General features: G+C 61.5%; 26 protein-coding genes. 15 read left to right on the top strand and 11 right to left on the bottom strand.

The window, feature by feature from the left end; all coding sequences use genetic code 11:
- Window positions 1-119: 119 nt before the first annotated feature.
- Window positions 120-704: an invasion associated locus B family protein gene (locus ACWTU8_RS19500; RefSeq protein ID WP_455849440.1), complete on the bottom strand. Its 585-nt coding sequence runs from the start codon at window positions 702-704 to the stop codon at window positions 120-122.
- Window positions 705-1,078: 374 nt separating this feature from the next.
- Here ACWTU8_RS19500 and coxB point away from each other — a divergent pair, with 374 nt between their 5' ends.
- The 11 genes from coxB (at window position 1,079) to rnhA (ending at window position 10,300) form a co-directional block, all read left to right on the top strand.
- The gene (gene coxB, locus ACWTU8_RS19495) at window positions 1,079-1,963 is read left to right on the top strand and encodes a cytochrome c oxidase subunit II (protein WP_029355617.1); all 885 of its coding nucleotides are present in this window, start codon (window positions 1,079-1,081) and stop codon (window positions 1,961-1,963) included.
- A 37-nt stretch (window positions 1,964-2,000) separates the two neighbouring features.
- The gene (gene ctaD / locus ACWTU8_RS19490; protein WP_455849439.1) at window positions 2,001-3,653 is read left to right on the top strand and encodes a cytochrome c oxidase subunit I; all 1,653 of its coding nucleotides are present in this window, start codon (window positions 2,001-2,003) and stop codon (window positions 3,651-3,653) included.
- A gap of 77 nt (window positions 3,654-3,730) precedes the next feature.
- Complete coding sequence (locus ACWTU8_RS19485) at window positions 3,731-4,675, top strand: heme o synthase (RefSeq protein ID WP_287350499.1); 945 nt, start codon at window positions 3,731-3,733, stop codon at window positions 4,673-4,675.
- Between the two features lie 2 nt (window positions 4,676-4,677).
- A complete protein-coding gene (locus tag ACWTU8_RS19480) occupies window positions 4,678-4,839 on the top strand; it encodes a hypothetical protein (protein WP_077381685.1) in 162 nt (53 codons plus the stop codon).
- 8 nt (window positions 4,840-4,847) lie between these two features.
- On the top strand, window positions 4,848-5,489 hold the full coding sequence (locus ACWTU8_RS19475) for a cytochrome c oxidase assembly protein (RefSeq protein ID WP_455849438.1): 642 nt from the start codon (window positions 4,848-4,850) through the stop codon (window positions 5,487-5,489).
- Between the two features lies 1 nt (window position 5,490).
- Window positions 5,491-6,372 (top strand): cytochrome c oxidase subunit 3, encoded by an 882-nt coding sequence (locus tag ACWTU8_RS19470; RefSeq protein WP_029355624.1) that lies wholly within the window; start codon window positions 5,491-5,493, stop codon window positions 6,370-6,372.
- Between the two features lie 82 nt (window positions 6,373-6,454).
- A complete protein-coding gene (locus ACWTU8_RS19465; protein WP_455849437.1) occupies window positions 6,455-6,841 on the top strand; it encodes a DUF983 domain-containing protein in 387 nt (128 codons plus the stop codon).
- Window positions 6,838-7,635: an SURF1 family protein gene (locus ACWTU8_RS19460; protein WP_455849436.1), complete on the top strand. Its 798-nt coding sequence runs from the start codon at window positions 6,838-6,840 to the stop codon at window positions 7,633-7,635. The genes ACWTU8_RS19465 and ACWTU8_RS19460 overlap by 4 nt, the downstream gene beginning before the upstream one ends.
- Window positions 7,636-7,789: 154 nt before the next feature.
- Window positions 7,790-8,800, top strand: a complete 1,011-nt coding sequence (gene ispH / locus ACWTU8_RS19455) for a 4-hydroxy-3-methylbut-2-enyl diphosphate reductase (protein ID WP_029355631.1) — start codon at window positions 7,790-7,792, stop codon at window positions 8,798-8,800.
- Between the two features lie 7 nt (window positions 8,801-8,807).
- A complete protein-coding gene (locus ACWTU8_RS19450; RefSeq protein WP_455849435.1) occupies window positions 8,808-9,770 on the top strand; it encodes a homoserine kinase in 963 nt (320 codons plus the stop codon).
- The gene (gene rnhA / locus ACWTU8_RS19445) at window positions 9,767-10,300 is read left to right on the top strand and encodes a ribonuclease HI (RefSeq protein WP_455849434.1); all 534 of its coding nucleotides are present in this window, start codon (window positions 9,767-9,769) and stop codon (window positions 10,298-10,300) included. The genes ACWTU8_RS19450 and rnhA overlap by 4 nt, the downstream gene beginning before the upstream one ends.
- Window positions 10,301-10,319: 19 nt before the next feature.
- Here the strand turns inward: rnhA and ACWTU8_RS19440 are convergent, their stop codons facing one another.
- The 3 genes from ACWTU8_RS19440 to ACWTU8_RS19430 form a co-directional block, all read right to left on the bottom strand.
- Complete coding sequence (locus tag ACWTU8_RS19440; protein ID WP_455849625.1) at window positions 10,320-10,799, bottom strand: DUF2938 domain-containing protein; 480 nt, start codon at window positions 10,797-10,799, stop codon at window positions 10,320-10,322.
- A 178-nt stretch (window positions 10,800-10,977) separates the two neighbouring features.
- A complete protein-coding gene (locus ACWTU8_RS19435; protein WP_455849433.1) occupies window positions 10,978-11,478 on the bottom strand; it encodes a redoxin family protein in 501 nt (166 codons plus the stop codon).
- 120 nt (window positions 11,479-11,598) lie between these two features.
- A complete protein-coding gene (locus tag ACWTU8_RS19430) occupies window positions 11,599-12,405 on the bottom strand; it encodes a protein-disulfide reductase DsbD domain-containing protein (protein ID WP_455849432.1) in 807 nt (268 codons plus the stop codon).
- A 170-nt stretch (window positions 12,406-12,575) separates the two neighbouring features.
- On the opposite strand from ACWTU8_RS19430, the gene ACWTU8_RS19425 reads away from it, so the two are divergent.
- Window positions 12,576-13,184, top strand: coding sequence for a YqgE/AlgH family protein (locus ACWTU8_RS19425; RefSeq protein ID WP_023799312.1), 609 nt, complete (start codon window positions 12,576-12,578; stop codon window positions 13,182-13,184).
- Window positions 13,185-13,209: 25 nt separating this feature from the next.
- Here ACWTU8_RS19425 and ACWTU8_RS19420 read toward each other — a convergent pair whose 3' ends face one another.
- Window positions 13,210-14,208 carry a transglycosylase SLT domain-containing protein gene (locus tag ACWTU8_RS19420; protein ID WP_455849431.1) on the bottom strand — a complete coding sequence of 333 codons (999 nt, stop codon included), beginning with the start codon at window positions 14,206-14,208 and terminating at the stop codon, window positions 13,210-13,212.
- A gap of 326 nt (window positions 14,209-14,534) precedes the next feature.
- Window positions 14,535-15,344 carry a class I SAM-dependent methyltransferase gene (locus tag ACWTU8_RS19415; protein ID WP_455849430.1) on the bottom strand — a complete coding sequence of 270 codons (810 nt, stop codon included), beginning with the start codon at window positions 15,342-15,344 and terminating at the stop codon, window positions 14,535-14,537.
- A gap of 110 nt (window positions 15,345-15,454) precedes the next feature.
- Here ACWTU8_RS19415 and ACWTU8_RS19410 point away from each other — a divergent pair, with 110 nt between their 5' ends.
- Complete coding sequence (locus ACWTU8_RS19410; RefSeq protein ID WP_455849429.1) at window positions 15,455-15,709, top strand: helix-turn-helix domain-containing protein; 255 nt, start codon at window positions 15,455-15,457, stop codon at window positions 15,707-15,709.
- Window positions 15,710-15,787: 78 nt separating this feature from the next.
- On the opposite strand, the gene ACWTU8_RS19405 is transcribed toward ACWTU8_RS19410, so the two are convergent.
- On the bottom strand, window positions 15,788-16,666 hold the full coding sequence (locus tag ACWTU8_RS19405) for a LysR family transcriptional regulator (RefSeq protein ID WP_165778383.1): 879 nt from the start codon (window positions 16,664-16,666) through the stop codon (window positions 15,788-15,790).
- Between the two features lie 82 nt (window positions 16,667-16,748).
- Here ACWTU8_RS19405 and ACWTU8_RS19400 point away from each other — a divergent pair, with 82 nt between their 5' ends.
- Together ACWTU8_RS19400 and ACWTU8_RS19395 are read left to right on the top strand one after the other, a co-directional pair.
- Window positions 16,749-17,081, top strand: coding sequence for a DUF4242 domain-containing protein (locus ACWTU8_RS19400; protein WP_455849428.1), 333 nt, complete (start codon window positions 16,749-16,751; stop codon window positions 17,079-17,081).
- Between the two features lie 174 nt (window positions 17,082-17,255).
- Window positions 17,256-18,182 (top strand): oxygenase MpaB family protein, encoded by a 927-nt coding sequence (locus tag ACWTU8_RS19395; RefSeq protein WP_455849427.1) that lies wholly within the window; start codon window positions 17,256-17,258, stop codon window positions 18,180-18,182.
- Between the two features lie 167 nt (window positions 18,183-18,349).
- On the opposite strand, the gene ACWTU8_RS19390 is transcribed toward ACWTU8_RS19395, so the two are convergent.
- From ACWTU8_RS19390 to thrC, 4 genes are read right to left on the bottom strand one after another with little or no spacing between them, the layout of a single operon-like run.
- Window positions 18,350-21,238, bottom strand: a complete 2,889-nt coding sequence (locus tag ACWTU8_RS19390; protein WP_455849426.1) for an EAL domain-containing protein — start codon at window positions 21,236-21,238, stop codon at window positions 18,350-18,352.
- A 2-nt stretch (window positions 21,239-21,240) separates the two neighbouring features.
- Entirely contained in the window at window positions 21,241-21,837 is a 597-nt protein-coding gene (locus tag ACWTU8_RS19385) for a GNAT family N-acetyltransferase (protein ID WP_029355659.1), read from the bottom strand.
- Between the two features lie 16 nt (window positions 21,838-21,853).
- Window positions 21,854-23,146 (bottom strand): M16 family metallopeptidase, encoded by a 1,293-nt coding sequence (locus ACWTU8_RS19380; protein ID WP_029355661.1) that lies wholly within the window; start codon window positions 23,144-23,146, stop codon window positions 21,854-21,856.
- 14 nt (window positions 23,147-23,160) lie between these two features.
- Window positions 23,161-24,558, bottom strand: coding sequence for a threonine synthase (thrC, locus tag ACWTU8_RS19375; protein WP_455849425.1), 1,398 nt, complete (start codon window positions 24,556-24,558; stop codon window positions 23,161-23,163).
- Window positions 24,559-24,658 lie beyond the last annotated feature (100 nt).

Below are 24,658 nucleotides of genomic sequence, written 5' to 3'. Positions count from 1 at the left end.
TTGTCCTCACGATGTAGGCGCGAAGGTGCGCCCAGACAATCGGCAATGGCCATTGTCATCGCCAAAGGCCAGTCACAATCGCTTTTTCGTCAGTAGGATTTTGGGATTCTGACCCGGTTTCAAGGCAGGGCGGCGAAACCGTCGGCGAACCCCTTGAGCTCGACCGGAATGCCGATGCCTTCCTCCGGCGTCTGGAAAACGATGAAGGTGGCTGACGTTCCGGTCTTCAGCGTGTCGAGCAGCGGCTTTTCGAGAATGACCTCGGCATAGCAGCCGTCCTGGAAGCAGCGCACGAAATAGGCCCGGCCGATATCCTTGCCGTCGACATTGAGGCCGAGCCCGTTGGGCAGCAGCACGCCGAGCGGCGCCAGCACGCGCAGGATTTCGGCCTTATTGTCGGCGGTGCGCAGCACGACGACGGAAAGCCCCATCTCTGGACGGTCCTCGGCGACGACGTTCTGCATCATCACGCATTGTTCCGATGTGGCGCCGGCCGGCGTGTCGCAGATGATCGACCACGCGCCATGCGTCGACCGCACCTTGCCGCTTGGCTGTGCAGCATTGGCCTGGCTGGACAGGCCAACGCCAGACAAGCCAACGCTAGACACCGCGGCGAGAAAGATGACGTTCGCCAAGGTTCTCGAAAGCCCCAATCGCGAAACCCGAAGTCTCGAAAGCCCAAGTTCCCAAAGCCAATAGTTCATGACGGCTCCAATGCGAATCACGGCACTTTAAGCCGCGCCAAGGGCAAGTAAAGGATGAGACCACTGCCGGCCTGCCTCGACCAAGGCAATTGTGCGCTTTTCCGTGCCAAATTCGCCCGAATTGCGACAGCCCGGCGCATTTTGCCAGGACAGTCCGCCGCTCGGGCTTCCGCGATCCGCCACCGCCGCGGCCGCCGCCAAAATGCGCAGCCGCGCTTGCGCGCAAAAATGCCGCACGGTTTCCTCCGCTCCTTTCTTGCGGAGGCAAATAGAGTATGGTTTGAACCAGCCTCGGGACTGTCCGGGATTCCCGTCCCGGCGTTGTTCGATATTCTTGCGGTCCGATCGCGAGGAACTGGGAGATAATGACGGCAATGAGAAAATTCCTAGCAGGCGCCAAACTCCTAGCGAGCGCTTGGGCTGCCGCCACATTGTTCACCGGCGCATCCGCCCATGCGGCCCAGCCTGCGCCGTGGGAAATGACCTTCCAGCCCGCCGCCACCGACATGATGCGGCAGATCGCCTGGTTCGAGCACTACACGCTATGGTTCATCGTGCCGATCACCCTATTCGTGCTCGCTCTTATCGCCTATTGCATCTTGAAATTCCGTGCCAGCGTCAACTCGATCCCGTCGCGCACCAGCCATAACACGCTGATCGAGGTGATCTGGACGGTTGGGCCGGTCGTCGTGCTGCTCTGTCTCGCCATCCCTTCGTTTCAGCTCCTGACCGCGCAATACACACCGCCGGAAGAAGCCAAGCTGACCATTAAAGCGACCGGCAACCAGTGGAACTGGGACTACGAATACCAGACCGAAAACACGCTTTCCTTCAACTCCGCGATCCTGGCGGATTCTGACCGCGCGGCGGCTGGCAAGGAGGATCGCGGCGTTTATCCGCGCCTGCTCGCCGTCGACAACGAGATGGTGGTGCCGGTCAACACCATGACCCGGGTGCTGGTGACGGCGGCGGACGTGATCCACGCCTTTGCCATGCCATCCTTCGGCATCAAGACCGACGCGGTTCCGGGCCGCATCAACGAGGTCTGGTTCAAGGCGGAAAAGGAAGGCCTCTATTACGGCCAGTGTTCGGAGCTCTGCGGCAAGGACCACGCCTTCATGCCCATCGCGATCCGCGTCGTCTCCGACGCCCAGTACAAGACCTGGCTGGCGGCAGCCGGCACCGACCTTCCCGGCGCCAACAAGGCGCTGATGGCCGAGGTCGACAGCAAAGACAAGGTAGCGGCCGCCGGCAACTGATGCCGCGACCAGAAAAGATCAGGGAACGGAGCCGAACATGGCAGACGCTGCAGCTCACGACGATCACGACCATAAGCCGTATCATGGCTGGGTCCGGTGGGTGTATTCGACCAACCACAAGGATATCGGTACGCTCTATCTGATCTTCGCGATCATGGCGGGCTGCGTTGGCGGTGCCCTTTCGGTCGTCATGCGCATGGAACTGCAGGAGCCGGGAATCCAGATTTTCACCGGCCTGGCGCAGATGGTCTACGGCTTGAATGCCGACGCCGCGCTCGATGGCGGCAAGAGCATGTACAATGCCTTCACCACTGCGCATGCGCTGATCATGATCTTCTTTATGGTCATGCCGGCGCTGATCGGCGGTTTCGCCAACTGGATGGTGCCGATCATGATCGGTGCGCCCGACATGGCTTTCCCGCGCATGAACAACGTCTCGTTCTGGCTGCTGCCACCGGCTTTCATCCTGTTGATCATTTCGGCCTTCGTGCCGAGCGCGCCTGGCGCCTACGGCGTCGGCGGCGGCTGGACGATCTATCCGCCGCTATCGACGTCGGGCCAGCCGGGACCGGCGATGGACCTTGCGATCCTGTCGCTGCACATCGCCGGCGCGTCCTCGATCCTCGGCGCCATCAATTTCATCACCACGATTTTCAACATGCGCGCGCCTGGCATGACGCTGCACAAGATGCCGCTGTTCGCCTGGTCGGTGCTGATCACCGCTTTCCTGCTGCTGTTGTCGCTTCCGGTTCTGGCCGGCGGCATCACCATGCTTTTGACCGATCGCAACTTCGGCACCACCTTCTTCGCGCCGGATGGCGGCGGCGACCCGATCCTGTTCCAGCACCTGTTCTGGTTCTTCGGGCATCCGGAAGTCTACATCCTGATCCTGCCGGGCTTCGGCATCGTCAGCCACATCGTCTCGACTTTCTCGAAGAAGCCCATCTTCGGCTATCTCGGCATGGCCTATGCCATGGTCGCGATCGGTGCGGTCGGCTTCGTCGTCTGGGCGCATCACATGTACACGACCGGCCTGTCGCTCGACACGCAGCGCTATTTCGTCTTCGCCACCATGGTTATCGCGGTGCCGACGGGGGTGAAGATATTCTCGTGGATTGCCACCATGTGGGGCGGGTCGATTTCGCTCAAAACCCCGATGCTATGGGCGATTGGCTTCATCTTCCTGTTCACTGTCGGCGGCGTTACCGGCGTCCAGCTCGCCAATGCCGGTCTCGACCGCCCGCTGCATGACACCTACTACGTGGTCGCGCATTTCCATTATGTGCTGTCGCTGGGCGCGGTCTTTGCCATCTTCGCCGGCTGGTACTACTGGTTCCCGAAGATGACCGGCTACATGTATTCGCCTGTCATCGCCAACACCCACTTCTGGATCACCTTCGTCGGCGTCAACCTCGTCTTCTTCCCGCAGCATTTCCTCGGCCTGTCCGGCATGCCGCGCCGCTACATCGACTATCCGGATGCGTTTGCCGGCTGGAACATGGTGTCGTCCTACGGCTCGTATATTTCCGCCGTCGGCGTGGTCATCTTCCTCTACGGCGTGTTCGAGGCGTTCCAGAAGAAGCGGGTAGCTGGCGCCAATCCATGGGGCGAGGGTGCAACGACGCTCGAATGGCAGCTGCCTTCGCCGCCGCCCTTCCACCAGTGGGAACAGCTGCCGAAGATCAAATAGGCGGCTGCCTGGGCGAATACGGAACCGCCGGTCCGCCCGGCGGTTTTGGCCAACGGAATGATGGACTTTAAGTACGCATGGCCCTTGTCGACGACACATTGACTGACGAACCGGGCTTTCGCATGTCGGAAGCAACGGCGGGCGATTTCTTCGCCCTGTTGAAGCCGCGTGTCATGTCGCTGGTGGTGTTCACCGCCTTTGTCGGTCTGGTCGCGGCCCCCGTGACCATCAACCCGCTTCTGGCGGTGATCGCCATCCTGGCTATTGCCATTGGTGCTGGCGCGTCCGGCGCGCTCAACATGTGGTATGACGCCGATATCGATGCGGTGATGACCAGGACCGCCGGCCGTCCTGTGCCGGCCGGCCGCATCCGGCCCGGCGAGGCGTTGAGTTTTGGCCTGGTGCTGTCGGTGCTGTCGGTGATGACGCTCGGCGTGCTTGTCAACTGGCTGTCGGCGACACTGCTGGCCTTCACCATCTTCTTCTATGCGGTCGTCTACACGATGTGGCTGAAGCGCTGGACGCCGCAGAACATTGTCATCGGCGGTGCTGCCGGCGCCATTCCGCCGGTGATCGGCTGGGCCGCGGTGACCGGAACGGTCAGCCTGGAAAGCGTCGTCCTGTTCCTGATCATCTTCCTGTGGACGCCGCCGCATTTCTGGGCGCTCGCTCTCTTCAAGTCCGAGGACTATGCCAGGGCCGGCATCCCGATGATGCCGAATGTCGCCGGCCAGGCTTCGACCCGACGCCAGATCTTTGCCTACGCGCTGATCCTCGCGCCGGTTGGCGTGCTGCCATGGGCGCTCGGGTTCACCACGCCCGCCTATGGGGTCTTTGCGGTGCTGCTCGGTGCCGGCTTTGTCTGGTATGCGTGGAAGGTGCTGCAGATGGCGGACGACGACCATGTGATGAAGCCGGCCAAGGCATTGTTCGGCTACTCACTGCTCTACCTCTTCGCCATCTTCGCCATCTACCTTGCCGACTGCGTTGTCGCGCGCGTGCTGGCCATGGGCGGAGCATGACCATGGCCGATAAGAAACTTGAACTCGTCACGCTGACCGAGCGCCAGCAGAAGGCCCGGCGCAACCGTTCGGTAGCCATCGGCCTGGCGCTGGCGGTGCTTGTCGTCATCTTCTATATCGCTACCGTCGTGAAGTTCGGTCACAACCTCACCGGAACGATGTGAGGCTCAAGATGAACCGCAAAACAGTAACCCATCCTCAAAAGAGGAACACCAACCGCATCGTCGCCGGCGTCTGCATCGCCTTTTTCGGCGGCATGATCGGCATGGCATATGCTGCGGTGCCGCTCTACGCGATGTTCTGCCAGGCGACCGGTTACGGCGGCACCGTGAAACGCGCAACGCAGCAATATGCCGACCGCGTGCTCGATCGCGATATCACCATCCGCTTCGACGCCAACACAGTCGGCGTGCCATGGCAGTTTGAGCCAGTCGACCGCTCGATCACCATCAAGATAGGCGAGACGGCGCAGGCGCATTATAGCGCGACCAACAAGTTCGTCCGGGCGACTACCGGCCGCGCGACCTTCAACGTGCAGCCGGAACTGGCGGGATCTTATTTCAACAAGGTCGAGTGTTTCTGCTTTACCGACACGACGTTGAAGCCTGGCGAGACGCTGGACATGCCGGTCGTGTTCTATGTAGATCCCGACATCGTCAACGCGCCGGAGCTGAAGGACCTGAAGACGATTACCCTGTCCTACACGATGTTCCCGGTCGAGAAGAATGAGAAGAACAAACCGGTCGCGTCGTCGGCGTCGGCCGAAGGCACAAGCAACAAAGTTTCACATACCGAACGAAGCCTCGGGGGTTGATATGGCAGACGCGCACGCAAAACCACAACATGACTACCATCTCGTCGACCCGAGCCCGTGGCCGTTCCTTGGCTCAGTCGGCGCGCTGGTCACCGCGATCGGCGGCGTCTGTTACATGCAGTATCTCAAGGGCGGCGATTTCCCGATTTTCGGCTTCAACATCGCCAATCCGTGGCTGTTCTTCATCGGCCTTTTGATCGTTATCTACACGATGTACGCCTGGTGGTCGGATACCATCAAGGAAGCGCATGAAGGCCACCACACGCGTGTCGTGTCGCTGCATCTACGCTACGGCATGATCATGTTCATCGCTTCCGAGGTGATGTTCTTCGTCGCCTGGTTCTGGGCTTTCTTCGACGCCAGCCTGTTTCCCGGCGAGGCACAGCAATACGCCCGCGCCGCCTTCACCGGCGGTGTATGGCCGCCGAAGGGCCTCGAGGTTCTCGACCCCTTCCACCTGCCGCTCTACAACACCGTCATCCTGCTTTTGTCGGGCACTACGGTGACCTGGGCGCACCACGCGCTCATTCATGGCGACCGCAAGGGGCTGATCAACGGCCTGGTGCTGACCGTCGGTCTCGGCATGCTGTTCACCATGGTGCAGGCTTACGAGTACATTCACGCCCCGTTCGGCTTCAGGGATTCGATCTACGGCGCCACTTTCTTCATGGCGACCGGCTTCCACGGCTTCCATGTCATCATCGGCACGATCTTCCTGCTGGTCTGCCTGGTCCGTGCGATGAAGGGCGATTTCACGCCCAAGCAGCATTTCGGCTTCGAGGCGGCCGCCTGGTACTGGCACTTCGTCGACGTGGTCTGGTTGTTCCTGTTCGCGTCGATCTATGTCTGGGCCTCGAGCGGCGCGGTCATTGAAGGCCACTGACATCTTCTTGAGGAAATCGACGAGGCGGCTGCGGCGACGTGGCCGCCTTATCTTTTGGGGCGAAGGGCAATAAGGTATCGCAATGAGCGACGACAAGGCGATCTGGCCACTAACCGATCCGATTTCGGCTGGCCTGCACGGCCGCTGCCCGCGCTGTGGCAAGGGACCGCTGTTTTCCGGCTTCCTCACGGTCGGCAAACGCTGCGCCAATTGCGGCCTCGACTATTCCTACGCCGATGCCGGCGACGGGCCGGCGGTGTTCGTCATCCTGATCATCGGCTTCATCGTCGTCGGGCTGGCGCTGTGGATGGAGGTGACGCTGAACCCGCCGCTCTGGCTGCATCTCGTGTTGTGGATACCGCTAACGCTGGTGCTTTGCCTGGGCGCGCTCAGGCTGATCAAGGGTGTGCTCTTGACGCTGCAATACCGCAACAAGGCGGCGGAGGGCAGGCTGGACCTCGGCGAATGAGCACGACATCCGGTTCAGTGGCAGGCCTTTCGCGACCAAAGACGGCATTGCTGCTTGGCCTAGGCCTCGTGCTGTTCTTCATTTTGCTTGGGCTAGGCACCTGGCAGGTGCAGCGCCTCTACTGGAAAGAGGGTCTTATTCAGACTATCGACCAGCGCACGCACTTTGCACCTGTGCCTTTGGCCGAGGTCGAAAAGCGGTTCACCTCCACCGGCGACGTCGACTACACGCCGGTGACGGTATCAGGCACTTTCCTGCATCAAGGCGAGCGACATTTCTTCGCGACCTGGGAAGGCCAGTCGGGTTTCGATGTTTTCACGCCCTTGCAACTGGAGGACGGCCGCGTTGTTCTGATCAATCGCGGCTTCGTACCGTACGATCTCAAGGACGCGGCCAAGCGCCCGCAAAGCCAGGGTGCGGGCCAGGTGACGGTGACGGGGCTCGCCCGCAATCCGTTGCCGGCAAAGCCCTCGATGATGCTTCCCGACAATGATCCGCAGAAGAACATCTTCTACTGGAAGGATCGCGACGCCATGGCGGCCAGCGCCGGTCTGCCGGCTGGCGCGGGGCTGGTGCCATTCTTCATCGACGCGGACGCCACGCCGAACCCGGGTGGGCTGCCGGTCGGCGGCGTTACCATCATCGACCTGCCGAACAGCCATTTGCAATATGCCGTAACCTGGTACGGCCTTGCCGCTGCCCTTGCCGGCGTCCTCATCTTCATGCTTCGCCGCCCGGCGAAAGACGCATCGGCCCGAAAATCGGAATCGATTTTCGGAAAGCACGATGCGTAGATAAAAAGTGTTAGAGCGTACTTTGTGCGTCCAAATCGACGCACGTCGCTCTAATGATCGGCACCGGCGCCCTTGACAGGGCAGGGGTGCGCACCTCATTTCGCGCCTTGAGTTCAAGACTTGAGTTCATGCTACGACCAACCGGCCGGTAATCATGCTTCACACGACCACAAAGCCACCGCTGACGATAAGGCTCTGCCAGCCGCGGGGCTTCTGCGCTGGCGTCGACCGCGCCATTCAGATTGTCGTGCTGGCGCTGAAGAAATACGGCGCGCCGGTCTATGTCCGCCACGAGATCGTACACAATCGCTACGTCGTCGAGGGGCTGCAAAGCCTCGGTGCGGTGTTCATCGAGGAGCTCTCCGAGATACCGGCGGAGCATCGCCAGAGCCCGGTCGTCTTTTCGGCCCATGGCGTGCCGAAGTCGGTACCGGCGGACGCCCAGGCCCGCAACCTCTTCTATCTCGACGCCACCTGCCCGTTGGTGTCGAAGGTCCACAAGCAAGCGATGCGCCACCAGCGGCTCGGCCGCCATGTGCTTCTGATCGGCCATGCCGGCCACCCGGAAGTGATCGGCACGATGGGGCAATTGCCGGACGGCGCCGTCACCTTGATCGAGACCGAAGCCGACGCGGCGAATTTGGTGCCCGCAGACGCGCAGGCGCTCGGTTTCGTCACCCAGACGACGCTGTCGGTCGAGGACACAGCCGGCATTATTCGGGTGCTTAAGGATCGTTTTCCCGATTTGCATGCGGCGGCAGCGGAATCGATCTGCTACGCCACCACCAATCGCCAGGAAGCGGTCAAGGAGACCGCCGCGGGCTCCGATCTCTTCCTGATCGTCGGCGCCCCGAACTCCTCCAATTCGCGGCGTCTCGTCGAAGTGGCCGAGCGCGCCGGCGCCTCGATGTCGCTTCTCGTGCAGCGCGCCTCCGAAATCCCGTGGACTGACATTGCCGGCATCTCGACGCTCGGTCTGTCGGCAGGCGCGTCGGCGCCGGAAATCATCGTCGACGAGATCATCGATGCATTCCGGCAGCGCTTCAACGTGACGATCGAGCTGGCGGTGACGGCGACAGAGACCGAGGATTTTCCGGTGATGCGGGTCCTGCGTGATGTCGAACTGACGGCGGCCGACATGGCCTTCGTCAACGGAGCCGCGTGAAGAGCCCATGGCGGTCTACACCGACGTCAACGAAGGCGAGCTCGGCGCGTTCCTGAAGGCCTATCCGGTCGGCGATCTCTTGTCCTACAAGGGCATCGCCGAAGGCACCGAGAACTCGAATTTCCTGCTGCATACAACCAGCGGCTCTTACATCCTGACGCTCTACGAAAAGCGCGTCGACAAGGCCGACTTGCCGTTCTTCCTGGGGCTCATGGGCCATCTCGCCAGAAAGGGCATTTCCTGCCCGCTTCCGGTGACCGCGCATGATGGCGACGTCATCGGAACGCTTGCCGGCCGGCCGGCGGTCATCATCACCTTCCTCGAAGGCCTTTCGCTGCGGCGGCCGACATCAGCGCATTGCGGCGAGGTCGGCAAGGCGCTGGCGGCACTGCATCTTGCCGGCGCCGACTTTCCTATGACCCGTCCGAATGCCCTTGCAATCGATGGCTGGCGCAAGCTGTGGAGCGCCGCTCGCCTTCGCGCCGACGAGGTCGAGCCGGGACTGGCGGCCGAGGTCGATGCCGACTTCGCCGATTTCGAGCGGAACTGGCCCAAAGACCTGCCGGAGGGCATCATCCATGCCGATCTTTTCCCGGACAATGTCTTCTTCCTCGGCGAGAAACTGTCCGGGCTGATCGACTTCTATTTCGCCTGCAACGATCTCTACGCCTATGATGTCGCTACCTGCCTCAACGCCTGGTGTTTCGAGAAGGATTTTTCCTTCAACCTGACCAAGGGCACGGCGCTACTTGCCGGCTACCAAAGCGTGCGGCCCTTGAGCGGCGAGGAGAGAGCTGCGCTGCCTATCCTGGCACGCGGCTCGGCGCTGCGTTTCATGCTGACCCGGCTTTACGACTGGCTGACCGTTGCCAATGGCGGGCTGGTCGTGAAACGCGATCCGACCGAATATATCAGGCGGATGCGTTTTCACCGGGCGATCAAATCTCCTTCCGAATATGGACTGACATGACCAAGCGCGTTGAAATCTTCACCGATGGTGCCTGTTCGGGCAATCCGGGGCCTGGCGGCTGGGGGGCGGTCCTGCGCTTCAACGGCGTCACGAAAGAACTGTCGGGCGGCGAGGCTGCTACCACCAACAACCGCATGGAACTTTTGGCGGCCATCTCGGCGCTCAATGCGCTGAAAGAACCCTGTGCCGTCGATCTTTATACCGACAGCAACTATGTCAAGGACGGCATTTTCAGCTGGATCGACGGCTGGAAGCGCAACGGCTGGAAGACCGCTGCCAGGCAACCAGTGAAGAATTCCGAACTGTGGCAGGCACTCGACGAGGCGCGCAACCGCCATCAGGTCGTCTGGCACTGGGTCAAGGGCCACGCCGGCCATCCGGAGAACGAACGTGCCGACGAACTGGCGCGGCTCGGCATGGCGCCGTTCAAGAACAAGATGGCCAGGCCCGCGCCCGTTTCATCTAGGGAAAGCACTCAAGCTAAGCAGCCGGCTGGCAAGAAAGTGCGCCGCTCGACCCAGAGCTACTAACCAGTCTGGTCCGCCGTATTCAACGGATCAGCAGCGCCGTGCCGAAAAGTCCGAGCGCGAACACAGTATGCGACACGAGGTTGAGGGCGCGGATCTGCATCGGGTTGGGGCGCTTTGATGCGGCCCAGCCGGCGCCCATGCCGGGCGCCAGCAGGAACCAGCCGGCGCCCACGGTGACGATGCCGAGGATCAAGGCCGGCAGGAAGGTCGGCGCGGCCAGCCACGCCGCTCCCGCCAAAACGGCCAGAATGATGCCGTAGACGACGCCGACAAAGTAGTGGAAGGCCCAGCCCAGCGCCGATTCATGCGCGTAGGGTGCTGCCTCGCCGATATCGTCGTGGAATACCTTGCCGTCTTTGAGATGCCAGACCCAGCGGCCAACCAGTCCCCAGTTCGGCCGCGGCTGAGCAAATACCATGTTCAGGAAAATCGCCCAGAGGTCCATGAGCGCCGTGGCGCCGATGCCGATCACCACAGCGCGCCAGAAGTGGTCAAACATCATTGAGGTCCCCCAAAAGCAAGCAACTCCGAACAGCTAGCGCACGAGCCCGAAAACCGGTACCGGTTTTTGTTTGGGGATCATGCGGCCCAGAAGTCTTGGAGCGTCCGCCCAGTTGGACACTCAGCGCTCGACTAAGCGTGATCGTCAGGCCAAAAGAACCGTGGCAAACCTTGGCCTATGTTGTCGCCAAAACGGAAAGCTGTCCGAGAATGTGAGCCGCACCGGATTCATCGACGCCAGGCTTTGTCTCGACATTGAGCGCGGTGACCTTGCCGTCGTCGACGATCATCGAAAACCGCTTCGAGCGCAGCCCCATGCCGCCGCTGGAAAGATCGGCGTCAAGGCCGATCGACTTGACGAAATCGCCATTGCCGTCGGCTAGATAGAGGAGCTTGCCTTCACCGCCGCTGAAGCGGGCCCAGGCGCCCATCACATGAACGTCGTTGACGGCGACGACGGCGATGGTGTCGACGCCGCGCGCCAGGATGGCGTCGTAATTGTCCAGATAGCCGGGCAGATGATTGTTGGAGCAGGTCGGCGTGAAAGCGCCGGGAACGGCGAACAGCACCACCTTCTTTCCCGAGAAGATCTCGGCCGTCGTGATCGCTTTTGCGCCGTCGGCAGTCATCGTCTTGAAGGTCGCTTGGGGCAGCTTGTCGCCAACGGCAATCATCATCGAGGTCCTCACTTGAGAGATGGAAGGGAAGTGTCCTTGCGATAGCGAATTCAGCCGTTCCCCGCAACCGTTGGGGAGGCTGGGCAAAGGATGTTCGACCTGAACATCCTTTGCTCGGGATCAAGGAAACGGCAGCAGGCCTTCGACGGCGCCGGCCCCGGTTGTCAGCGTGTAGTAAAGTCCGCCATCCGTCGGTGTCGTCGTCGGCCTGTCGAGGATCGGCACGGCAAACACCAGCTTGCCATTCTTTTCGCTGCGGGCCGGCACGCCGAACATGTAATCCCGCTCACCGGCGACGAAGAAATCCGCCGCTTCGGGACTGCCCGGAAAGCTCGCCTCGACAATCAGTGTCTCGCGGTCGCCCGGCAGGATATTGACGCCGAAATCGGGTCTTGCGGGCGCAGGCAGCGTTGCAAGGGCCGCCTTCACCAAAGCGGCGTCTTCGGCATTGTCCGGATCGGAGCCCGGATCGATGGTCAGCTTCGTCTGCACCGGGATGCAGATCGTCTCGCAAATGCCGAGAAAGATATCGGCATTGATGACGGCCGGCTCGTTCGGCGCCGACAGCGTGAATGTCACCGGCAGCGAAACCGGATGGTCGTAGCCGGCCCATTTGCCGTAACCGTCGTCGTGGCGCTGGGGCGGCGGAAACGAAAACGTCGCGTTGGCAATGTTGGTGCTGGCCGAGATATCGATTTGCGGCGGCACGCCCGCGTCGCCCGGATCGCGCCAGTAGGTTTTCCAGCCAGGCTTGAGCGCAATATCGAGGACGCCATGGATGCGCCCGGCTTCGTCGGGCTTGCCGCTGGTCACAAGCCGCACTCTGCCGCCTTCGCTATTGTACCAGGCCGACGAGGAGGCTGCGGCAGTGAGGCCGGTTCCACATCCAACAGCGGCGCTGAGCAGCAGGACTTTCAAGCTTTGCATGACGGTGATTTGAGCGTCCGTTCATGGCTGCGCAATGACTTCATGGCGTCGCTGTTATCATATTTGCGTGACCTCGGGCACAGCTTTTGCGTGACCTTAGCTGCACATCCGCGACCAAATCGCGCGCGGCGCATCTTTTCGGCGCTTCAGAAACGCGTTACGCTCCTCTCATGGACTTGTTGCGCCACAAGAAGATGGCTGCGGGACGCGGCTTTCTCGACGACCAGTTCCTGATTGCCATGCCCGGCATGAAGGACGACCGCTTTACGCGCTCCGTCATCTACATTTGCGCGCACAGCGACGAAGGCGCGATGGGCCTGGTCATCAACCAGACGCAGCAGATGCTGTTTCCGGATCTGCTCGTGCAGCTCGGCATCATGAACGAACAGGAGGCGATCCGCTTGCCCGCGCAGGCCCGCGACTTCGTCGTGCGCAACGGCGGACCGGTGGACCGCAGCCGCGGCTTCGTCCTGCATTCGGGCGACTACCGCGTGGAATCGTCGCTCGCCGTCTCCGACGACATTTGCCTGACCGCGACCGTCGACATATTGCGCGCCATTTCGTCGGGCCGTGGGCCCCGACACGCGCTGATGGCGCTCGGCTATTCGGGCTGGGGCGCCGGTCAGCTGGAAAGCGAAATCGCCGAGAACGGTTGGCTGACCTGCCCGGCAAATGCGGAGCTTCTGTTCGATACCGACATCGAGCGCAAATACGACCGGATTCTCGCCTCGATCGGTATCGACCTCGCGCATCTCAGCCTGGCGGCCGGTCACGCCTAGTGGTGAAAACCCGATATCTGGCTGGCTACCGCTGCATTGCCGACGCCAGCCGTTTGCCCAAATCGTAGACGAGATTCTCGATACCGGCTGTCCAGGACAGGTCAGCCTCTTTCACGCGGCTTTCGACATCGCTGTATTTGCCGATGCGGGCTTCTAAGAAGGAGCGCAGGCGCTGGTGGAACTGGCCGACGGTGAGCTGTTTTCCCTCGGCCCTGAACATCGCGGTATTGAAGCGCGCCGCCTTGGGGAAGATTTTGCTGGCCGTGGCATTGGGCGTCTCGTCGGCGTTTGACAGGAGCTGTGCTGCGCCGCTGGTGCCAAGGAAATGGGGGAGGTAAAGATCCCTTTCGTCCATGGCCTTCTCGAGACGGGCTTCGATGCGTTCCTTGGCCGCGAGAAGGTTCTTGGCCGCAAGTGCTGCCGACAGATAGGGATCGCGCCTGAATTCAAGAATGCGCTGTTCATCGGCCTTGTCGTCGACGAAATGGTGTTTGCGCTTGCCCTCTAAGCGGATCCGGATCAGTTCCGCTTCGTCGCCCAGACCGAACTCTGCACCGTACTTCTTCACCGCCTCGAGCCATGTCTGGTCGAGGAACTGCATAAGACCAAGTGCCGACCCTTTAGGCGGGCGATTGTTGAGGTCGAAGGAGGACTCCTTCTCGGCGATCGCGAAAAGGGTGTCGGCAGGAAATTGGGTGTCCTTGGCGGCACGCAGAATCTCGCTGGCAATGTACTGCGACACCTTGTATTCGCCGAACTCGTGCACCGACATGCCGATGACGATCTGTTCCGCGCCTTCGGAAAGGATGGCCACGGTACCCTTCAATACGTCGGCCAGTATGCCTTCTCCCTTGTGTCGGGAGGTCAACGTGGTGCCCGGATCGATGATGTCGAACTCGGGCGCAGCCGAGGGGAAACTCAGAGCGGAGGACGGAACAGCAGTGGCAACCGCGGCTTCGGTCACTCCGTTGACCAAGACTCCCGAATAGACCGGCCATGGCATGGCCGCCACTGTCGCCGCCAAGCCAATCCCCGCGATCCTTTTCGACAAAGGCCGTCCGCCCGAAAGGATGACGTCTGCGCAAGCAAAGAATTCACGTGTTCTTTGGAGTGACGCCAGGTCCCCCTCCGTTCCTTGTCTAGCCGCCCAGATAGCTTTGGGGCAGATCTATTTCAACGTTGAGCCGTCAACGTCGAAAAAGACAAGAAGAACGGTCAGTGCTTGCTCTAGCTAGTCATGGATCGTGGCGGCACAATGGCCGCAATGCGGCGAGGGCAGTTCGTAATGTACAATAAGATGATTTTATCGAGCGTTGCGTAGGCGATGCGTTGCTTGTGAAGAGAGATCTTTTAGCCTTTGGCCGTCGCCAGATTGGCGCTGAGCTCGAAGGCTAATCCCGATCCATTGCCATACGGTTGCAGCACGGGCGCACTCTCGCTCACGATCTCCTCCACGACGCGCTTGCGTTCCTGATCGCCCATTTCCTTGGCTAAAGAACTCATTCCGACCAGTGCCATCGTATTCAAATGCAGGAAAGGTGCGCCTTCCCCGAAGTGGATGGTGCGCGAAATAATCCTTGATCGGACCTCGTGGAAGCCGGCGTCTCGCAGCAGCGCCTCAAGTGGAGCCGCTTCCCCGAAGCTGTACCGTTGATCGGCGATGGCGCCCAGATGGCGCTCCGCGACGCGGCGCAGTTCGCGAAAGAACGGGATTTCGTCGTCCGGGCGCCACATGGCGATCGCCAGCCTGCCACCCTTCGCCAGCGCGCGACGCATCTGCGCCACCGCCGCGGGTCTGTCAGGAAAGAACTGCAGCCCTTGCTGGCAGACGACCACGTCGAACGTCTCACCGTTACGCAGAGGCAGCTCGCCGGCATTGCCCTGGCGCCAGTCAATGGCTGGTTCTACAGCCCGCGCCACGGCAAGCATGTCCGGGCTGATGTCGACGCCGACGATATATCCGGCTTCACCGAGCCGCTCTCTTGCAACGCGCGCCACTATTCCTGTTCCACAGGCGATATCGAGTAGGCGATCGCCCGAAGACAATTCCAGCTCGTCAAGAGCCATCTCGGCCCATGGACGGAAGAGAGGGCCGACCAGCCACCGCTCGTACATCTGCGGGAAACTTGCCTGGTTCATTGCGTAACTGGGCAAGGTCATGATTGTCCTCCCTCAAATTTCCATCCGGCCATTGTGAGCCTTCTCCCGCGCTCCTTCGGCGAACGGATTCCAACGAAGCAAGAAAGTTGCAGTCGTTTCGGAGAAAAAGAATGCTAATATTTCATCGCGCCGATGCAAGGCTGTCATCGGGAAAGGGCGATCCATGGAGATACACGAAATCCGCTAATTCCGGGCAGCGTCGCTGCTGCGTGACCCAGCCGGCGCTGACCCGCGCTATCCAGAAGCTTGAGGCCGAGCTTGGAGGGCATCTCTCCCACCGCGAGCATAGCCATGGCCATCTCACCGACTTTGCGCGTCTCATGCAGCCACATCGCCCAAAATGCGCAGCGATTGAGTGTCGGTAATCCTGGATAGGGTCGGTACCGGTCCAAGGACCGCCAGGGCGGCAGAACGCATCTAAAATCAGGCTCAGCAACAAACGCCTAGCCTGGCCAATCGAAGCTCTGGGCAGCTCGGACCATCGCCGCCGTCGCCGGGCTATAGGGCCGGCCCGGAACGCTAGCCAGGGACACGGTGCGTGCCACCGCGGGTTCGATCAGCGGACGCTGCAGAAGTTCAGGCGATGTCACCGAATATTCAGGCATGAAGGCGAAGCCGATCCGCGCCAGCACCATTGATTGGACCCAATCCTCGCGCTCGGAACGAAAGCGGGCATAAAGGCTGACGTTTCTTTCCCGGCACACACCCATCACCAGGTCCCGCATTTCGCAGGACAGACGATCGACATAGGGTTCTTGAGAGAGATCGACCAACTTGATTGCATTGAGGCTCGCAAGCCGGTGATCCGGCGCGAATACGACGACGTAGCGCTCACTGTAGAGATCATGGACGCGGAAAGCCGCTCCCAGTCCCTCCAGCGGATTGAGGACGGCCAGATCGAGATCGCCTTGCTCAAGCCTGTTTTTCAGTTCCTGAACGCTCGCCTCGCTGACTTCAAGCTCGACGCCATGATAGTCGCGCTGGAACTTTGCCAGGAACCGGGCGAGCTTCACATGGCCGATGGTCGACATGACGCCGAGGCGGATCGGCACCTGGTTGAGCAGCCTGAAATTGTCGGCAAGCGTCCTGGTTGCGTGGGCCTCCTGCATGATCTGCTGAAGATGCGGCAGAATGGAGCGCCCGAACTCACTCAGGAGGACGCGCTTTCCCTCGCGGTGGAACAAGGGCGCGCCAAGCTCATCCTCAAGCGTCTTGACCGCTTTGGTGAGCGCCGGCTGAGACACATTGCAATCGGTGGCGGCCTTGGTGAAATTCAGCATCTTCGCGGCAGCAAGCACGTAGCGGACCTGAAACATCTCCATGGCGAGCCCTCCCGAGGCGGTTCCACGAAACGACATTGTAGCCCTTTCATCGATAACTGTCGGCTATCGATCGATAGAAAAAATGTCGTTCTCTTTCGCCCGCCGCTGCATTCAACTCCTGTGGTCACTGTTCACAGGAGGAGATCTGGAAATGACTGTCTACATGGTGGAACGCGACCTCAAGGGCATCAGCATGGAAGCTCTGGGAGATGCGCAGAAGGCGGCGATCAGCCAGGCCGCCGAGATGACGTCCAAGGGCACCGACATCAGCTATCTGCGCTCGACCTTCGCCCCGGAGGACGGGCGCTGCATGTGCCTGTTTGATGCTGTCTCCGATGCCGACGTGAAGCGTCTAAACGACGATGCAGGCCTGCCCTACCACAGAATCGTGCCGGCGCTCGATCTTACGCCATAAGGCCAGCACGACCGGGCTCGTGATGACCATCCGGGCCCGGTGTTCTTGCGGATCATGCGCAGCGCGCCAGGCTGATCATTTGGAACGACGGAAAGACCAAGACGTTCGTGTGCATACTGCATCCGCTAGGCACTGGTTCGACACTTGTTGTTCCCAGGAATCGGAGGCGTACCCATGTTTGGCAATTCGGGCATCATCCCTCTGCCTCGCCCACTTGAGCGTCGTGTGGATACTCTTGCGCAGTCGTTCATGCGCCAGCGGCTCGGATCTCAGATGGACTTCTCGACCCCGGAAGGCGAGCCGGCGCTGTTACCGCCCACCTCGATGTCCTGGCGTATTTTCAAGAACCCTGTTGCGCTCTTCATCGGCGGGGTTACTGCGGTGCTGCTCGAATTGGCGGAGCCGCGGGTTCGCGACGCCATTTGGCAGCACAGCACATTCCGCTCGCACGCGCTCCGACGATTACAGCGTACGGGCCTCGCTGCCTTGGTTACGGTCTACGGCCCTCGAACCAAGGCTAAGGCCATGATTGAAGGTGTGGTCAGGATGCATGGGCGCGTTTCAGGTCGAACCAGCGAAGGTGAGCCATACCACGCCACCGACCCGGAGTTGCTGGACTGGGTGCAAGCTACGGCCGGGTTTGGTTTCATGGAGGCGTATCACGTCTATGTGCATCGTCTGCATTTTTTCGAACGGGACGCGGTGTTTGCTGAGGCTCGCCCCGTCGCACTTCTCTATGGTGCGGCCGGCTCGCCCACGTCACAGGCCGAGCTTTACGCGCTGTTCGACGCGATGAGGCAAAGACTCGTCGCGTCGCCGATCGTCTTGGAATTCCTGGAGATCATGGAAGACGTTCCCGCCTTGCCGGGAGTGGCTCAACCGCTTCAGCGGCCATTTCTGAAGGCGGCCGTCGAGATCCTACCGCGCTGGGTGCGCAAGCGCTTGGCACTCGGCGACCGCTGGACCCTGACGCCGTGGGAGCGTGCTTTTGTGAAGACTACGGCGGCAATCTGCGAGAGCATCGTGCTTCCTTCATCCCCGGCCGTTCAATCGTGCCGTCGCCTCGGCCTTTCCGAGAGCTATCTCTATCGCCGCCGTTGATTCAGGCTTTCCAACATTGATGGGGCCCGCCACGGGGAGGAGACTAAAACTTTCAATACTTGGTGACCAGGACGGTTGACTTGCGACCTCCGAGCGCCGGGAAGCGGACCCCCCGGCACGTCGCCCAAAGGTGCGCAGCGGTCTTGGGACAACCGACATGCACAAAATCAAGCCTGAGCCAGCGGATACTGTTCCTTCAGCGTCTTCAGCACCTGATCGCCGGGCATCGGCGCGCCGAACATGAAGCTCTGCACATATTCGCAGCCCATCTGGCGCAGTTCGAGCGCATCGCTTTCATCCGAAATGCCCTCGGCCACGACCGAAAGGCCGAGTTCATGCGCCATGTTGACCATGGATTTGAGCAGCACTGCGCGCTTCGGTGTCGCGTCGTCGACAAAGCTCTTGTCGATTTTGATCGTGTCGAAGGGAAAACGCGTCAGATAGGCCAGCGAGGAATAGCCGGTGCCGAAATCGTCCAGCGACAGGCCGATGCCAAGCTTCTTCAGCTTGTTCAGCACATGGGCTGTCTGCTCGGGATTGTCCATCACCAGCGATTCGGTGAGTTCGAGCCGGAAGCAGCGCGGCTTCAGGTTGGCCCGCGCGATCACCGAGCGGACGTCGCTGACCAGATCGCGGCGGATGAGCTGACGGCTGGACAGATTGACCGAAACCGACAGCGGCGCGTCGCCGATCTGCTTTTGCCATCCCGCCAAATCTTCGGCGGCCTGTTGCATAGCGAACAGGCCAAGCTGCACGATCAGGCCGCAGCTCTCGGCGACCGGGATGAAATCGCCCGGCGGGATCATGCCGCGGCGCGGATGGTCCCAGCGCAAAAGCGCCTCGAAGCCGGCAACACTGCCGTCTTCCAGCCGCACGATGGGCTGGTAGGCGAGTGTGAATTCGCGCCGTTCGATGGCGCGGCGCAGGTCGGACTCGAACTGCAGCCGGTCGGTGCCGACGGTCCGGAAGGCGGGGCGGAACGGCTCGATCCTGTCGCCGCCAAAACGTTTGGCCTGGTGCATGGCAAGCTCGGCGTCCTTGACCATGTCCTCGGCCGAACTCTGCGCCGAGGTCCAGGTGACCAGCCCGATCGAGGCGGTCAGCACGATCTCGCGCTTGGCAAAGGTGATCGGATTGTTGATCGCATGCTTGATGGCGTCGGCAACGGCTGCGATGCGGGCCGGGTCCTGTTCGGAAAGCAGCATCAGCGCGAACTGGTCGCCGGCAAAGCGCGACAGCGAATCCTTCGGCTTGAGCAACCGGTGCAGCCGGCGCGCAACGGTCAGCAGGATGGTATCGCCGGCCGAGATGCCGAGCCCGTCATTGACCTGCTTGAACCGGTCGATGTCGATCACGAAGACGGTCGGACGCACTTTCTCTTCCGTGCGCGCGATCGAAATGATCGCCTCCAGCCGATTCATCAGCAATTCCCGGTTCGGCAGGCCAGTCAGATTGTCATGCACGGCATCGTGCAGCAGCCTCTCCTCGGACTTTTTCTGCTCCGTCACGTCGACCATGGTGCCGACGCAGCGGATGACCTCGCCGTCCGATCCGATCACCGGCCGTGCGCGCAGCGAAAACCAGTGATAGTGCCCGTCGGCGCCGCGCAGGCGGAAATTCTGCGACACCCGGCCGCGCCGGTGTTCGAGCACCACGTCGAGCGTGGTACGGAACGTGTCGCGGTCGTCGGCATGAAGTACCGGCAGCCAGTTGCGAGCAGCTCCGCCCAGGCTGTCGGGCGCAAGGCCAAGCTGGATGCTGACATCCGGCTTGGTGACGACGCGGTCGCGCATCACGTCCCAGTCCCACACCGTGTCGCCCGATCCGGCGACGGCCAGCGCCTGCCGTTCGAGATCGGAGAACAGGCCCTGATGCAGTGCGCCGCCGGCAAAGGCGTGCTGCATGACGGTGAAGCCGATCAGCAGGATGATGAGGATCAGCCCGCCGCCCAGTGCCGGCTGGGCGATGTCGTTGTCGAGCATGCCGGTGATCGCCATCCACGACCCGCATAACCACAACAGGACCATGACCCAACTGGGCACCAGCATGATGGCACGGTCGTAGCCGCGTATGCCGAGGAAGATGATCAGGCCGAGGCCGGTCAGCGCGGTGGCGGCGAAGGACAGCCTGGCGATGCCGGCGGCGACCGCCGGATCGACGATCGCAACGCCAGCGATCAGCAGCAGCCCCAGAATCCAAACCAGCGCGCCGTAACTGAAATGGCCGTGCCATCGGTTGAGGTTGAGATAGGCGAACAGGAACACCACGAAGGTCGCCGCAAGCGCCACCTCCGTTCCGGCTCGCCACATCTGCTCGTTGCCGGGCGATATTTCCAGGACCTTGTTGAGAAAGCCGAAATCGATGCAGATATAGGCGAGCACCGCCCAGGCGAGTGCTGCGGTTGCCGGGAACATCGAGGTCCCCTTGACCACGAAAAGGATGGTCAGGAACAGCGCCAGAAGGCCGGCGATGCCGATGACGATGCCGCGAAACAGCGTGTAGGAATTGACCGAGTCCTTGTAGGATTCCGGATCCCATAGATAGACCTGCGGCAGTTTGGGCGAGGCAAGTTCGGCAATAAAGGTGATCACCGTTCCGGGGTTCAGCGTCACCCGGAACACATCGGCGTCGGGGCTGCTCTGGCGGTCAAGCGCGAAGCCCTCGCTGGGCGTGATCGCGGCAATGCGGGTCGAGCCGAGATCCGGCCAGAAGATGCCGGAATTCACCAGCCGGAAATGCGGTGCGACAATCAGCCTGTCGAGCTGCTGGTCGGTGGTGTTGGCAAGCGCGAACACCGCCCAGTCGCCGGTCGAGCGCGCATCATTGGCCTCGACCTCGATGCGCCGCACGATGCCGTCCGGGCCTGGAGCGGTCGACACCTGAAAGTTCTCGCCCTGGTTGCGGTAGATTTCGACGGCGCCCGAAAGGTCGAGCGCCACGTCGTCGCGGGCGATCTTGATCGGCTCGACGGCGAAGGCCGAGGACGCCGCGCAGAGCATGACGATTGCCGTCAGCACAAAGGCGAACAACGACCCGATTCGCAGGAAATTCGTCAAAATTAGTCCTTCGTTCCCGCGCCCGGCGGATCGTCTTCGATCCGGGCGTAGAGGTAGTGGTCCTGCCAGATGCCATTGATCCTGAGATAGGATCGCAGAAGTCCTTCGCGCCGGAATCCGGCTTTTTCAAGCACGCGGATCGACCGGGCATTGTCGGGAATACAGGCAGCTTCGATCCGGTGCAACCTCAGCGTATCGAAGGCGAAGCGCGTCACGACCTTGACCGCGTCGGTCATCAGACCACGGCCGCTGTAGCGCTCGCCGATCCAGTAGCCGATATGGCCGCTTTGCGCGACGCCGTGGCGGATGTTGCCGAGGGTGATTCCTCCGACAAGCTTGCCGCTGCCTTTCTCGAAGATGAAGAAGGCTATCGCCGTTCCCTGCGCATAGTCTTCGCGATAGCGGCTGAGGCGATGCCGCCAGGCCGTGCGGTCGAGCTCGTCGGGGTTCCACCGCGGCTCCCACGGCTCCAGGAAGGCGCGGCTTTCCCCGCGCAGCACCGACCATTCGCGGTAGTCGTTGGTCAGCGGCACGCGCAGCGTGACCCGGTCACCCTTCAGTGCCGGCAGGTCACGGCGAAAGAAAGGGAGCGCGAACATGACGCTTTGATGGACTTTAGCCGGCGAGCTTTCGGGCCGTGGTCTGCGTGCCCGAAAGCGATTCGAGGACCGCCTCATAGGGAGCGAGCGTACCCACTGGTCCGACGGCAGTCAGCGTCGGCTTGGTCGAAAACAGCCGTGACGACAGGTCCGTCAGCCGCTCGACCGTTAGCGCCGACAGCCGTTCCATCAGCTCTTCTTTGGCGATCGGCCGGCCGAACAGCAGCATTTGCCGGGCGATCTGGGAGGCGCGGCTGGCCGGGCTTTCGGCGGACATGATCAGGCCTGCACGGTACTGGGCGCGTGCCCGGTCGAGTTCCTCCTGCAGGATGTTCTCGCCGACCTTCTGCAACTCGTCGATGACTACCGGCACCAACTCGGCGATGTCGCTCTGCCCGGTCGCGGCATGGACGCCGAATATGCCGGTATCGGAAAAACCCCAGTGGAAGGCATAGACCGAATAGCACAGCCCGCGCTTTTCGCGGACCTCCTGGAAAAGACGCGACGACATGCCGCCGCCAAGGATCATCGACAGGACCTGCGAGGCGTAGAAGTCGCGTACATGATAGGCGCGGCCCTCGAACCCCAGCACGATCTGCGCGTCCATCAGGTCGCGGTCCTCGCGGAAATCGCCGCCGACATATTGCGCAAATTGCGGCATCGTGTTGTCGGACTTGCTGCGGAAACCGCCAAGGTGCTTCTCGACCTCGCGCACGAAATTGTCGTGCTTGATGTCGCCGGCGGCGACGACCACCATGCGCTCGGCGCCATATTGCCGTTCGATGAATTTGTGCAATTGCTTCGAGGTGAAGGATTTGACGGTTTCCGGCGTGCCGAGGATTGAGCGGCCGATCGTCTGGTGGCGGAAAGCCGTCTCGGTGAAGCGGTCGAAGACGATGTCGTCGGGCGTATCGTGAGCGGCGCCGATCTCCTGCAGGATCACATGCTGTTCGCGCTCCAGCTCCTGCGGGTCGAACTCGGATTCCTGCAAGATGTCGGAGAGGATATCGACGGCCAGGGGCACGTCGTCGCTCAGCACCCTGGCATAATAGGAGGTGGTCTCGACACTGGTAGCGGCATTGATCTCGCCGCCGACATCCTCGATTTCCGAGGCGATCTCGAAGGCGCTTCGCCTTCTGGTTCCCTTGAACGCCATATGTTCAAGCAAGTGGGCCATTCCGTGCTCTTCGCTACGCTCGTTGCGGGCGCCTGATTTGAGCCAGGCACCAAGAGCGACGGATTCGAGGCTTGGAAGGGTTTCGGTGGCGACTGTCAGGCCGTTCGACAGACGGCTTACCTCAACACCCATATAGCTGATACTCCCTAACTTGCCGCCCGCGTGTGGCGGCTAACATAATCTTCCACCATTTTCAGGTCGGATGGAAGTACCGTGTATTTTTCCGCTGATGTCATCAACCCGCCTAGCCATGCGGGCAGGGTCGGCGACACGCCGCTGGCGGCTTCGACGGCGGCCGGGAACTTTGCCGGATGGGCGGTGCCCAGCACCACCATCGGCACGGCATTGGTTGCCTTCGCAGCCGCAACATGCATGGCCGCGGCCGTATGCGGGTCGAGCAGATAGTCGCTGGCTGCGAGCGTCGAGCGGATCGTAGCGGCGACTTCGTCCACGGTCGAACGGCCGGCATCGAATTCGGAGCGGATCCTGGCGATCTCGCCCGCTTCGATGGTGAAGGCGCCGGACTGCTTGAGGCCGCTCATGTAGCGCCGCACGGTCGAGGCGTCGCGGCCGGCCGCCTCGAACAGCAAGCGCTCGAAATTCGAAGAAACCTGGATGTCCATAGACGGCGACGTGGTCGAAAAGACGCCTTTCGTGCGATATTCGCCGCTCGACAGCGTGCGCGCCAGAATGTCGTTGTCGTTGGTCGCGATGATCAGCCGCTCGATCGGCAGCCCCATCTTCTTGGCGGCGTAGCCGGCGAAGATGTCGCCGAAATTGCCGGTTGGTACAGTGTAGGAAACCGGCCGGTCGGGCGCGCCGAGCGACAGCGCTGATGAGAAATAATAGACGATCTGGGCCATGATGCGGGCCCAGTTGATCGAATTGACCCCGGACAGCGATACCCGGTCGCGAAAAGCGTGATCGTTGAACATGTCCTTCACCAGCCCCTGGCAATCGTCGAAATTGCCTTCGACCGCGATTGCATGGACATTTGCGGCAGAGGACGTCGTCATCTGCCGCTGCTGCACCGGCGAGACCCGGCCGTGCGGGAAAAGAACGAAGATGTCGGTGCGGTTGCGCCCGGCGAAGGCATCGATGGCGGCCCCGCCGGTGTCGCCGGACGTGGCGCCGACAATGGTGGCGCGCTGGTCGCGTTCGGCAAGCACATGGTCCATCAGCCGGGCGAGAAGCTGCATGGCCACGTCCTTGAAGGCAAGCGTCGGGCCATGGAAGAGTTCCAGTACGAACATGTTCGAGCCGGTCTGCAACAGCGGGCAGACCGCCTCGTGACGGAAGGTCGCATAGGCTTCGCGCACCAGGCGTTCGAACACCGGCATCGCGATCTCGCCGCCGACAAACGGCGACAGCACGCGGATGGCGAGGTCGGGATAGGCAAGGCCGCGCATGGCGCGGATCTCTGCCGCCGAAAACTGCGGCCAGGTATCAGGCACATAAAGACCGCCATCGCGCGCCAAGCCCGCCAGCACCGCGTCGGAAAATCCAAGCACGGGCGCTTCCCCGCGGGTACTCACATATTGCATCGTCATGTTCCATTGCTGCCGGGCGGTTTCGTCCGCGGCAAAGTGGTTAATTTCCGTACTTGTTCAGTCGCATTTTTGCCGCGCGGTTGATATACGTCAC

Source organism: Mesorhizobium sp. BHbdii (genome assembly GCF_053848045.1).
This window is presented reverse-complemented; position numbering and strand designations above follow the sequence as displayed.

Excerpts from the sequence above, each read along its gene's own strand:
- ACWTU8_RS19500 (WP_455849440.1), bottom strand. The coding sequence starts at position 704 with ATGAACTATTGGCTTTGGGAACTTGGGCTTTCGAGACTTCGGGTTTCG.
- coxB (WP_029355617.1), top strand. The coding sequence starts at position 1,079 with ATGAGAAAATTCCTAGCAGGCGCCAAACTCCTAGCGAGCGCTTGGGCT.
- ctaD (WP_455849439.1), top strand. The coding sequence starts at position 2,001 with ATGGCAGACGCTGCAGCTCACGACGATCACGACCATAAGCCGTATCAT.
- ACWTU8_RS19485 (WP_287350499.1), top strand. The coding sequence starts at position 3,731 with ATGGCCCTTGTCGACGACACATTGACTGACGAACCGGGCTTTCGCATG.
- ACWTU8_RS19480 (WP_077381685.1), top strand. The coding sequence starts at position 4,678 with ATGGCCGATAAGAAACTTGAACTCGTCACGCTGACCGAGCGCCAGCAG.
- ACWTU8_RS19475 (WP_455849438.1), top strand. The coding sequence starts at position 4,848 with ATGAACCGCAAAACAGTAACCCATCCTCAAAAGAGGAACACCAACCGC.
- ACWTU8_RS19470 (WP_029355624.1), top strand. The coding sequence starts at position 5,491 with ATGGCAGACGCGCACGCAAAACCACAACATGACTACCATCTCGTCGAC.
- ACWTU8_RS19465 (WP_455849437.1), top strand. The coding sequence starts at position 6,455 with ATGAGCGACGACAAGGCGATCTGGCCACTAACCGATCCGATTTCGGCT.
- ACWTU8_RS19460 (WP_455849436.1), top strand. The coding sequence starts at position 6,838 with ATGAGCACGACATCCGGTTCAGTGGCAGGCCTTTCGCGACCAAAGACG.
- ispH (WP_029355631.1), top strand. The coding sequence starts at position 7,790 with ATGCTTCACACGACCACAAAGCCACCGCTGACGATAAGGCTCTGCCAG.
- ACWTU8_RS19450 (WP_455849435.1), top strand. The coding sequence starts at position 8,808 with ATGGCGGTCTACACCGACGTCAACGAAGGCGAGCTCGGCGCGTTCCTG.
- rnhA (WP_455849434.1), top strand. The coding sequence starts at position 9,767 with ATGACCAAGCGCGTTGAAATCTTCACCGATGGTGCCTGTTCGGGCAAT.
- ACWTU8_RS19440 (WP_455849625.1), bottom strand. The coding sequence starts at position 10,799 with ATGTTTGACCACTTCTGGCGCGCTGTGGTGATCGGCATCGGCGCCACG.
- ACWTU8_RS19435 (WP_455849433.1), bottom strand. The coding sequence starts at position 11,478 with ATGATGATTGCCGTTGGCGACAAGCTGCCCCAAGCGACCTTCAAGACG.
- ACWTU8_RS19430 (WP_455849432.1), bottom strand. The coding sequence starts at position 12,405 with ATGCAAAGCTTGAAAGTCCTGCTGCTCAGCGCCGCTGTTGGATGTGGA.
- ACWTU8_RS19425 (WP_023799312.1), top strand. The coding sequence starts at position 12,576 with ATGGACTTGTTGCGCCACAAGAAGATGGCTGCGGGACGCGGCTTTCTC.
- ACWTU8_RS19415 (WP_455849430.1), bottom strand. The coding sequence starts at position 15,344 with ATGACCTTGCCCAGTTACGCAATGAACCAGGCAAGTTTCCCGCAGATG.
- ACWTU8_RS19410 (WP_455849429.1), top strand. The coding sequence starts at position 15,455 with ATGCTAATATTTCATCGCGCCGATGCAAGGCTGTCATCGGGAAAGGGC.
- ACWTU8_RS19405 (WP_165778383.1), bottom strand. The coding sequence starts at position 16,666 with ATGGAGATGTTTCAGGTCCGCTACGTGCTTGCTGCCGCGAAGATGCTG.
- ACWTU8_RS19400 (WP_455849428.1), top strand. The coding sequence starts at position 16,749 with ATGTCGTTCTCTTTCGCCCGCCGCTGCATTCAACTCCTGTGGTCACTG.
- ACWTU8_RS19395 (WP_455849427.1), top strand. The coding sequence starts at position 17,256 with ATGTTTGGCAATTCGGGCATCATCCCTCTGCCTCGCCCACTTGAGCGT.
- ACWTU8_RS19385 (WP_029355659.1), bottom strand. The coding sequence starts at position 21,837 with ATGTTCGCGCTCCCTTTCTTTCGCCGTGACCTGCCGGCACTGAAGGGT.
- ACWTU8_RS19380 (WP_029355661.1), bottom strand. The coding sequence starts at position 23,146 with ATGGGTGTTGAGGTAAGCCGTCTGTCGAACGGCCTGACAGTCGCCACC.
- thrC (WP_455849425.1), bottom strand. The coding sequence starts at position 24,558 with ATGCAATATGTGAGTACCCGCGGGGAAGCGCCCGTGCTTGGATTTTCC.